The sequence below is a fragment of the Roseibium aquae genome, from assembly GCF_008711285.1.
Lineage (GTDB): Bacteria > Pseudomonadota > Alphaproteobacteria > Rhizobiales > Stappiaceae > Roseibium > Roseibium aquae.
In genome coordinates this window covers 1-9,160 of the sequence record NZ_VXDC01000017.1, presented here as the reverse complement: position 1 = coordinate 9,160, position 9,160 = coordinate 1, and the positions used below count along the sequence as shown (strand labels likewise).

9 protein-coding genes are annotated in these 9,160 nt (G+C 65.7%); 1 reads left to right on the top strand and 8 read right to left on the bottom strand.

The genetic code is table 11. The features are described from left to right. The 5 genes from F0184_RS20940 to F0184_RS18885 form a co-directional block, all read right to left on the bottom strand. The coding region (locus F0184_RS20940) for a baseplate megatron protein TIM-barrel domain-containing protein (RefSeq protein ID WP_206668380.1) at positions 1–1,714 on the bottom strand (1,714 nt) is incomplete at its 3' end. Beyond that, a complete protein-coding gene (locus tag F0184_RS18900; protein ID WP_308809959.1) occupies positions 1,714–2,295 on the bottom strand; it encodes a C40 family peptidase in 582 nt (193 codons plus the stop codon). The genes F0184_RS18900 and F0184_RS20940, both read right to left, overlap by 1 nt. Continuing rightward, a complete protein-coding gene (locus tag F0184_RS18895; RefSeq protein WP_150497774.1) occupies positions 2,292–3,200 on the bottom strand; it encodes a DUF2163 domain-containing protein in 909 nt (302 codons plus the stop codon). Before F0184_RS18895 ends, F0184_RS18900 begins: the two co-directional genes overlap by 4 nt. Next, positions 3,197–3,823: a DUF2460 domain-containing protein gene (locus F0184_RS18890; protein WP_150497773.1), complete on the bottom strand. Its 627-nt coding sequence runs from the start codon at positions 3,821–3,823 to the stop codon at positions 3,197–3,199. The genes F0184_RS18895 and F0184_RS18890 overlap by 4 nt, the downstream gene beginning before the upstream one ends. A gap of 24 nt (positions 3,824–3,847) precedes the next feature. Then, on the bottom strand, positions 3,848–5,851 hold the full coding sequence (locus tag F0184_RS18885) for a phage tail length tape measure family protein (RefSeq protein ID WP_150497772.1): 2,004 nt from the start codon (positions 5,849–5,851) through the stop codon (positions 3,848–3,850). Positions 5,852–6,187: 336 nt separating this feature from the next. Here F0184_RS18885 and F0184_RS18880 point away from each other — a divergent pair, with 336 nt between their 5' ends. Further along, positions 6,188–7,273: a hypothetical protein gene (locus F0184_RS18880; RefSeq protein WP_150497771.1), complete on the top strand. Its 1,086-nt coding sequence runs from the start codon at positions 6,188–6,190 to the stop codon at positions 7,271–7,273. Between the two features lie 71 nt (positions 7,274–7,344). Here F0184_RS18880 and F0184_RS20805 read toward each other — a convergent pair whose 3' ends face one another. The 3 genes from F0184_RS20805 to F0184_RS18865 all read right to left on the bottom strand — a co-directional run bounded on the left by F0184_RS20805 (position 7,345) and on the right by F0184_RS18865 (position 8,982). After that, the gene (locus F0184_RS20805) at positions 7,345–7,596 is read right to left on the bottom strand and encodes a DUF1799 domain-containing protein (protein ID WP_208998563.1); all 252 of its coding nucleotides are present in this window, start codon (positions 7,594–7,596) and stop codon (positions 7,345–7,347) included. Between the two features lie 107 nt (positions 7,597–7,703). Beyond that, the gene (locus F0184_RS18870; protein ID WP_150497718.1) at positions 7,704–8,042 is read right to left on the bottom strand and encodes a hypothetical protein; all 339 of its coding nucleotides are present in this window, start codon (positions 8,040–8,042) and stop codon (positions 7,704–7,706) included. 16 nt (positions 8,043–8,058) lie between these two features. After that, complete coding sequence (locus tag F0184_RS18865) at positions 8,059–8,982, bottom strand: phage tail tube protein (protein WP_150497769.1); 924 nt, start codon at positions 8,980–8,982, stop codon at positions 8,059–8,061. Positions 8,983–9,160 lie beyond the last annotated feature (178 nt).

The following is a 9,160-nucleotide window of genomic DNA, read 5'->3' as shown; positions in this document are numbered from 1 at the left end:
CGTCCCCGTCCCGCCAGTCGGACAGCGTCATGTAAGTGTCGATCCCCACCGCATCGATGGCGCTGGAACTCCACAAGGGATCGAGATGGAAGAAAAAATCCCCGGACCCGTCCGCCGGGTCATGGCCGCGGTATTCCGACCAGTCGGCAGCATAGGTGAGCTTGACGGAAGCCCCCAGGATCGCCCGGCAGTCCGCGGCAAGCTGAACAAGCTGGCTCACGGCCGGATAGCTGCCTGGCCCATCGCGCACGAAGGTCAGCCCGCGCAGCTCCGAGCCGATCAGGAAGCAGGTGACCGCGCCCGGTTCGATCGCGTTCACCGCCGCGCAGAGCCTGGCATAGTGCAGCACCATGCGCCGCCAGCCCCAGTCCGAAGGGCCGGAATAGCTGGTCGTGACGGCATGCGAGGCTGGGTCGATCGTTACGGCGATGTCGGAGGGGGCCGCGCCGCCAAAAAAACTGCTCACCTGCGCCCCCGCCGCCGCGGTTCTGTCCACGCTGCCCGGTTGTCCGGCCGCCGGATGGCAGGTGATGCGCCCGCGCCAGGGAAAGGCCGGCTGCTCCGCCCGCCCGTAAGGATCGGCAAGCCCGTTGCCGGGCGCAATGTCCATCAACAAAAACGGGCAGAAGGTGGTGGAGATCCCGCGCCGCTTCAGGTCCCGGAGCGCGTCCACCACGGTGCTGTCGGCGGGCGTGCCGCCATAGGCCGGGCGCTCGGGATCCTCCACGGAGCGCGCCAGCAGCCGCGCCCCGTCCCGGCCGAGCCCGTGCACCTGCCAGCTCCTCGGCGCCGTCGTCTTTTCCGGGCCGAACTCCACGCCGGGCCGCACCTCGCACGCCCCGCATCTGAGGTCACTGCCGAACCAGGAGACGACCAGCAGCACCGAGGCGGCATTGGGAAAATCGCGCTGCAGGCTGTCCACCGCCACCGCCCAGTCCGGCCCGCCCACCTGGTTGTTGACGTTTTCCGCCGCGCTGGTCCCCTCGCGGTCCGGGTCGAGGCGGCGGATCTCCTCGCCCGCATAGACCCATTCCCCGGCGCCCGGGATCATCACCATGCCCTGAACCTGCTCCTCGATGCCGGGCAGCTTCCGGATCACCTCGAATTCCAGCTGCGGGATCCGGTTGCCGAAGTCCCCTAAAAACAGGTCCTCGAACACCACAAGGGCCGTGCCGCGATAGGCGGGCGCGGCGCCCTCCTTGGCGCTGATCAGCGGATCGGGCAGCTGGTCCGCCGTGCCCGCATGCACCCGGTGTGTGATCCTGGAAAGATCCAGGATCTTGCCATCGGCCCAGACCCGGCCGATCCCGGCGATCGGTCCCTCGCACAGGCCGACCGCGAAATTGGCGAAGTAGCTGTAGGTCGTGGTGGTCACCGTCTGGCGCCCGCCGCCGCCCTTGCCCCCCACCTTCTCGCTCGAGGTGTTCACCTCCATCCGCAGGCGCGTCGCCCAGATCACCTGGCCCGCCAGCCGCACCCGGCCCACCGCGTCGGCGACCGGCGCCCCTTCCGTGGAGGTCTGCAGGCGCAAGTCGCCAATGCGCGGGCCTTCGGTGGACATCCGCCGCGCCGGGGTCAGGGCGCCGGCGATCAAGCCGTCGGCATACGCCCCCGCCACCCCGGCCGCGCCGCTGATCAGGGCCGAGACCAGCGGGCTTGCCCCGATCGAGCCGGAAAAGGCCGTCGCCGCTGCGCCCAGAACGAGGGTTGCCATCAGTTTCTCCTCACGGGCGCACCGCCCTGCGGGCTGCCCTCCGGAGGGGGCGCGCCATCAGGCGCGGCGCGCAGTCGCGCTTGCGGCGCAGATTGCGCCGACACCACCCCCGGGAACTTGAAGGCGAAGCGGATCCGTGCCCGCCAGGCCGGGATCAGGGGCACCTCGCAGACGGGAAGATGCTCATGGGCATGGAGGATCCGGGGCTCCGGTGCATCGATGGCAGTGGTCAGCAGCGCGCAGTGCTTGGCCGGCAGCCGGTCGCGGAACGCAAACAGGAGCACGTCCCCGGCATCCGCGTCCCCGGGATCGATCCCGATCAGATGCCGGGCGGCCGCATCCCGCAAGGTCTCGGTCCGGCTGCGCTCCGCCCAGTCCGGCGTATAGGGCGGCGGGGTCTCGGGCTCACAGCCCATCACCTCGCGCCAGACCCCGCGCACAAGACCGAGGCAGTCGCAGCCCGCATGTTTGCGCGCGGCCTGGTGGACATAGGGCGTTCCAAGCCAGCTCCGCGCAGCCGCCACGATGGCGGATCGGGTGAGCGGGGGCCGGGTCACAGACCCTGTGCCTTGGGCGCTCACCGGAACAGGCTCCCGCCATCGTTGAGGTCGTCCTTGTCCGCATAGGCGATGATCCGGTCATTGCCGGGCATGTGCGGAAAGCCGCCGAAGTTCGTGAGGTTCGCGAACCGGTCGCGGCAGGTGGCCATCGCCTTGTCGCAGCCCGCCCGCACCATAAACCCGTCCCCCGGCGCAATCGGGTCGGCCATGGGCAGCACCAGTTCCAGCGTGACCGTGCCGCCCGGGGCCGCGTGCCGCTTCACCTCGATCGCCTGGCCCGCATTCGCCCCGGACGTCCAGGTCAGGAGCCCGGCCGCAAGCACGCCGGGCGCGGCCGCCTCCAGCCCGGTGGCCGTGAACCTTCGCCGCTCCCCCGCTCCGGCCCCCGCTCCGGCCACCACCCCGGCCACTTCCCCGGCAAAGGTCCAGGGCGCCAGATCCACCCGGCAGCGCGCATCGCCCAGCTCCCAGGCGCAGGTCCGGCTGAACAGCCGCCCGGCCGGCTGGCCCAGCCGGTGCGACAGGCCGCGCAGTTCCGCGGTGAACGCCGTCCGCCCCCGCGCCACCTCGCCGATGTTGCCGGAGCGCAGGAGCACCCGTTTGTCCGGGTCCGTCCAATCCACCAACCATAACGACACGGCCGCATCGTCCCAGAGCCCCCGCGCCAGGTCGTCTTCCGTGATCGCGGCCGAGGACAGCGCCCCCTCCACGTCCAGATTGTCGACGGCAAGACCCAGCGACGCCTCCAGCGACGAGGCTGTGAAGCCAGAGGCCGCCTCGAAGGTCACCCCGCCAAAGGCAAGCGCCCGGTCGTGATCGGTGAAGCCGAACACCGCACCATCCTTCCGGGTGACCTGCCAGCACCGGCAATGGGTCGTCGCCCGCCTGTCGAGATCGGCCTGCATGGCCGGTGGTATGGTCTTCATACCCGCACCTCCACGATCGGAATGGCCCGGATCTCGCCGAGCTTCAGCTCGCGCAAGGATGTCTGGATCAGATCCGTGTCGAACCGGCACGGCACGTCGAAGGCGAAGCCCGCCGTCACGGTGCCGCTGGCCGGGGCGGCCTCGAAGGTCACGGTGCCGTTTGCCGGATCCACCGACCAGCCGGAGGCCTGGACCGCGCCGTCCACGGCGATCAGGACCGTGCCCGCCACCGGCTTGGCAATCCGCCGGATCCAGCTGCGGCTGCCGGAGGAATAGGCCTTGATGAGCTGGAAGGAAGTCTGGCTCCCGTCCGCCGCGCCCAGCACCTGATCGAACGGGGTGACCGGCGCCGACGGCCGGGACGATGTGAAGTCCGCCCAGTCCTTGAACCGGAACCCCCGCAACCGGCCGGAGCGGGCCTCGAAGAACGCGATCACCTCGGCCAGGTGATCGGGATGGCGGATGCCGGAGCCCACATCGTATTTGCGCCGGCTGTCCGCCCAGGGCGTGTTGCGCTCCTCAAAACCGGACGTCAGCTCGACGATCTCCGTGCGCCGCTCCGGCCCGCCAAGCGCGCCGCGCGCCACCACATCGGGAAACCGCACCTCGTCGAAATCGCTCATGAGCCCTCCATCGGGTATTCAGAGTCACGCATTTCTGTTCCCCCGCATGGCCAGCCGGGCGAACTCCCCCGCGATCTGCGCGCGGGACGCCCGGAAGCTCTGGATATCCGGCGTCGTGATGTGGACATGGACATCGCCCCCCAATGCGCGATCAGAAACATGATCAGCCGCGCGGTCTGATCCATGATCCAGGCCGCGGGGCCTTGACCGGGCCGCCACCGGCAGGGGCAAGGCCGAGGTGGTGACCAGGCCGCCGGTCTGGTACCCGCGCAGGGCGGAATGCCTCAAAGCCTCCAGGGCGGGAACACCGATCCGCGCGGTCGACCGGGCGTCAAAGACATATTCATTCCGGTGCACCAGCCCAGCGACCTCGCTGTCGGCCCCGGCTCCGGTCGGCCCGCCGCGGTCAAACGACCCAAACAATCCTCCCAGAAACCCGCCATTCAAAAACCCGCCCGCCGCGCTGAGCGTCGGCCTGGCCGTTCCGAACAGCGCGTTGGTCAGCGGATTGATCGCCGCAAGCTGGAGCCCCAGTTGCGAGACCTCCTGGATCACCGACCGCAGCGCGCCGGTCAGATCTCCGTCGGCCAGCTTTGTGGTCAGCGAGCGGATCGCCGCCTCGCCGGTCCGCTGCACCGCGCCCCAGGCGGTTTCTAGTTCTTCCAGCGCCAGCGTCTCCTCGGCGATGGCCCTTGCGTTGTCGCGCAAGGTAGCCGCGCCGGTCTCCGAGGCCTGCGCCCCAAGCTCCCGGATCGCGATCTCCGCCTCCAGGGCCGCCAAGGCCCGCCGCCGCGCCGCCTCGGACTGGCCGACCAGGGAAATCTCCAGCCGCAGCCGCTCCAAACTCTGGTCCTGGGTGGTGAGATAATCCCCGATCCGGTCGGGCTCGGCGCGCACAGCGGGTCCCCCGGTCCGGGATTTGGGCAATTGCGACCGCAGACGGTCCCGGGCGGTTCTCTCCTCGAAAATCCCGAAGGCTTGAGCGATCCGGGAATTGGCGGCTCCATCGATCCGGCCGAGACTGTCGGCGGCAGAGCCGACCCCCTGGAGCGCGGCCTCCACCTCGCCCAGCCGCTCGACCAGCGCCAGAAGCCCGGTGTCGGCCGCCCGGGCTTCCGTAATCAAGGCGCGGATCGCCCGCTCGGACGTCGTATCCGGTGCCGTCCGGGCGAGTTCCAGCAACCGGCCGATCAGCTGGTCGGCTTCCGCATCCGCCAGCGCGAAGGTGTCGGCGGTCGCCCGAAGCTCGCCCTGGAATGCCCGGAACAGGGCCGCGTCCTCGGTCAAGGGTTCGGCCAGGGCGCTCAAGGCATTGGCCTCGATCCGCAGGCTGCGCTGCACATCCTGTTCGATGTCCGCGATCAGCGACCGGAGGGTCTCCCGCTGGCTTTCCAGCGCGTCCGTGTCGAGCGCGAGGATCGCCGCGCTCGGACGGCTTTGCAGCCGGTCCAGCGCCGCCTCGACTTCCCCGTAACGCTCGGCGAGCTGGCCGATCAGCTGGTCCTGGTGTTCCAGCGCCTGTGTCGCGCTGGTGTCGCTGGCAATGGCCCGGTAAAGCGCGGAGGCCGCCGCCGCCCCTCCGGCCAAGCCCACCAGCGCCAGATTGAGCGGGTTTAAAAAGCCGATCAAACCCTGTTTGAGAAGACCCAAGGACCCGCCGATCGTGTTGAAGCCCTTGGAGCCCAGCAGGAACTGCACCTGGCTGCCCTGCTGCAGGATCGCGGTGAACAGCGATTGACCGCTGGCCACCTGGATCGCGCCATCGGAAATCTGCTGCGCCAGAATGTTGACTTCATTGGCGGCCAATTTGTTGGCGTTCGCTGCCTGTTGGCCCGCCACCTTGAACGCCGATCCTTGCGCTCGTGCCGCCTGAAGCGAGGCCTTGGCTGCGGCTGACAGATTGCTGATGTCTGTGGACGTTGCCTTGGCGCTCGTGCCGATCCCGGCAAGCGCCTGCCTAGCGTCGCGAGCGCCGCTTTCCACGCCCGAGGCGTCCAGCCGGGCCAGCATCTGCAGGTTCAAGGTCATGGCCCAAGCTTCGCGCGCGGGCGAGGGTCAGAACATCCGGGCGGGTGCAAGGTGGTGTATCACACAGCGCAATAAACACATTTTGAAGTACTTTAGCAGTCTACGGGTTGCGTTGACGCCTATTGGATACTCTACGAGAGAGCTGAAGATCGCAGCTTTGGCTTCTCAAAAGTGACCCCACCTAATAGTCAGTTTCCGAATATTGGCCAAAAAAATCGCAGTTTATAAACTGCGAAGCGGCAATAGGCACCCATAATGGTGTCGTGATATTGCTCATATCTAACCGGTCAATTAAAAGGGCGTGTAAGGAGAATTATTTCAACTAAAGGCATATCAATGACGAATAGTTTCTCTGAGTATTTTGGTCTTTCCCTCGAGGAGTTTTTAGAAATCAAGGAGAAAAGCAAGAGCTTTATGGAAGGAAATGATCGCCTCGAAGCGTGGAATACGCTCGATACCGTGTCAGCGAATACGAGCTTAGCGATCCGCTCCACACTTCTGGAAAGAACGCACGCTCTTCAGTCAGAAATTGGTCACATACAAAGAATTATGGCGATTAGAGATACCCCGGGGCGCTACGCGAATCGGTATTCAACCGTATATGATTTTATGGCAGATCATTGCAACTTTCGCGATGTCGCGGTTTGGACGATGTTTGTGGCCACGCTCGAAGCAGCAACAGATTTTCAGATACGGCACTGTCCAACCCGATCCAGGGAAGATCGTCTCACAGGAAATCTTATAGCCCTGTGGGGAAACCAATGCTGCCTTTGGAGCGAACGTATGGCAACTGCTCTCAGGGCGCAGGAGAGCACACTGATCCTTCAAGAGCTTGATCTTTCCGTCGGTGGCGGCGAACAGGTGAACGGCGGCGACTTTGGAATTATCCTCGATTTTGAAAAGAAAGCTCACGATGACGGCAGCGTCTCGGTGAGAGAAATAATACCCCTAGTCTTTCAAGCAAAACGATATAGACGTCCCAACGCTGACATTTCGCAGCGCAGTTCCGGCACTACCCAACAACGAACTTTACTGCAAAGAAATGCTTGTACGTCGGCTTATATTTTTTACGAGAACGCGACGGGAAAAATTCTCTCTCCATTGCCTGTACTTGTGAAAGCGGCTGCCGCGGTTGGGGATTCAAATTCTACCAATGTACTCGCAGATAGCCTTGATCTCGCAACATTCCTTTTGGTCGCACTTGGTGACCAGACTTACGCTGAACGAGCGCTGTCGCCTAAAAACGCGCTTAACATGATCTATGACCGTGCGAAATTCGATGAACTCGCTGCCCTTATGGTCGTTTCGAGTGACGGAACTGTGGGACCACGCTATCAAAAGGACTACGAGGATGTTTTGTCTGAGCGTTCAAAAGACAGCTCGCCGGATACGGATGAATACGATCCACCAAGATTCGACTAGCACCGCGTTTATGCCAACCAATGATCATCGATGCAGCTGGCCTGCGTGAAAAGTGCCAATACCCAATAAATTCACCCATTCAACACCTCTAGCGCCGCCGATTCCATCACCTTGAGCTCCCCCAACAGCCGCTGCCAGGCCCGCCGGTTCCGCCCCCGGACCGCAGCAGCCGCCGCGGCATAATCGAGCCCGCACCAGATCAACCCAACCGGTCCTGCCACAACGCGCCACTGGGTTTCGAGCGCCAGGAACGCCGTGACCGCGCGCCAGTTCTCGCGCGGGACGTCGAACGTTTCAGGATCTGGGATTTGAGCGTCCGGCACAGGAAGCCCAAGGGCGGCGAAGTCCGCGGCGCTTTGCGCGTCCAGCCGGACCGCTCGGTCCGGATCGGCCAGGCCGCGCCGGGCATAGGCCCAGGCCCGGGCGGCCTCTATCCGTTTTTTGCCGCGGCCTGGCCGTTGAGCGCGGTGAGGTAAGCCCGGTAGACGCCGACGCGGAAATGGGCAAAGGGCAGGCATTGTTCCAGCGCTTCCGGGCCAAACGGGATCTCGGATCCCCCTGCCCCGCTCACCCCGCGCCAGTCGCGCAGGATTTCGGAAAGCAGCGCGGCTTCCCCGTGGGCTTCCAGCTCCGCCAGCCGGTCCTTGCCCACCATAAGGAACTTGGCCTCAAACGTCTGGCTCAGCACCGCGCCCGGCCGGTCCGGATCGGGAAGGGTCACGCGGACCGGCCACCAGAACTCGAAGGGTTCGCACAGGCGGAACTGCATGAGGCTCTCCTTGATCTCAGCGGATGGTCAGCACGAGTTCGTCGTCGCCCGTGTCGGCAAGGAACATCAGCGGCACGGCATAGTTCACGATCCGGTCGGTTTCGCCCTGGGAGGGGCGGCCGATCTGCACCCTCGGCGCGGTCAGCTCCACCGTATGGCCCGCCGCCGTGCCATGAATGAGGCTCAAGGCCCCCGTGGTCTTGGCAAGCGCGGCGTCGAACCAGTCGGCCGCCGCCATCGTCTTGGCTTCCAGGACCGCCGTTCCGGTGACCTGCCGGCCGGTCAGCTGGATGCGTTCATCGCCAATGAGAAAGCGCGGCACGATCTCCACCCCGAGATCGACGGCAAGGCTTTCGGCGATCCGGCTTGAGCCGAACAGCGACAGACTGGTCATCGCACTGGACACCGGCCGGGGGGCTTGGAACGCTGACAGGATGGCGGCCGGCAAGGCTTCGTCGGTGACCGTGCCCAGAAGACCCCAAAAGGAAAACCGGAATCTTGGAATTTGTTTCGGTGCGAACTCCAGCTGGAAGGTGCCGCGGCAGCCAAGCGCCACATGGCGCACGCCGTCCTGGTTGAAATAGAGCGACAGGCTTTCCTCGCCTTCCGAGACCGGCTGATAGGCGACCGACACGCCAGCGGTCACCGTTTCCGAAAGCCCGCAGGCCCGGAGCAAGGCGCCATAGGCGGGCACATCCCCGGCCCCGCCCGCACCTGCGCATTCCACCGCGAAGTCCAGCCGCAGGTGATTGGCGGTGAGCTCGATGCCCTGATGGCCGAGCGTCGGCAGCAACAGATCGCGGGAGACGTCTTCGCCGGCCAGCGGCGTCAGGGTGACATCGGTCGCCAGGATCGCGTCCGCCGTGCCGGTCGGGCCGCTGTCCGTGCCATAGGCGGTCTCGATCTTCGCCAGGATCGCCAGTTTCCGGGCCTTGCGCATCCGTCACTCCTTTGTCTTCACGGGCGTGCCGCCGCCCTTGGCCCGGGGACCGGCCAACCCGCGTTGGCCCCCCTCATCCTGAGGAGGGCCAACGGCCCGTCTCGAAGGATCCTCGTCCCCCGTCTGCGCATCGCGGACATACCGGCCGCCCTTTCGGGGTGTGATCGCATTCATGGCA

Excerpts from the sequence above, each read along its gene's own strand:
- F0184_RS18895 (WP_150497774.1), bottom strand. The coding sequence starts at position 3,200 with ATGAAGACCATACCACCGGCCATGCAGGCCGATCTCGACAGGCGGGCG.
- F0184_RS18890 (WP_150497773.1), bottom strand. The coding sequence starts at position 3,823 with ATGAGCGATTTCGACGAGGTGCGGTTTCCCGATGTGGTGGCGCGCGGC.
- F0184_RS18885 (WP_150497772.1), bottom strand. The coding sequence starts at position 5,851 with ATGACCTTGAACCTGCAGATGCTGGCCCGGCTGGACGCCTCGGGCGTG.
- F0184_RS18880 (WP_150497771.1), top strand. The coding sequence starts at position 6,188 with ATGACGAATAGTTTCTCTGAGTATTTTGGTCTTTCCCTCGAGGAGTTT.
- F0184_RS18870 (WP_150497718.1), bottom strand. The coding sequence starts at position 8,042 with ATGCAGTTCCGCCTGTGCGAACCCTTCGAGTTCTGGTGGCCGGTCCGC.
- F0184_RS18865 (WP_150497769.1), bottom strand. The coding sequence starts at position 8,982 with ATGCGCAAGGCCCGGAAACTGGCGATCCTGGCGAAGATCGAGACCGCC.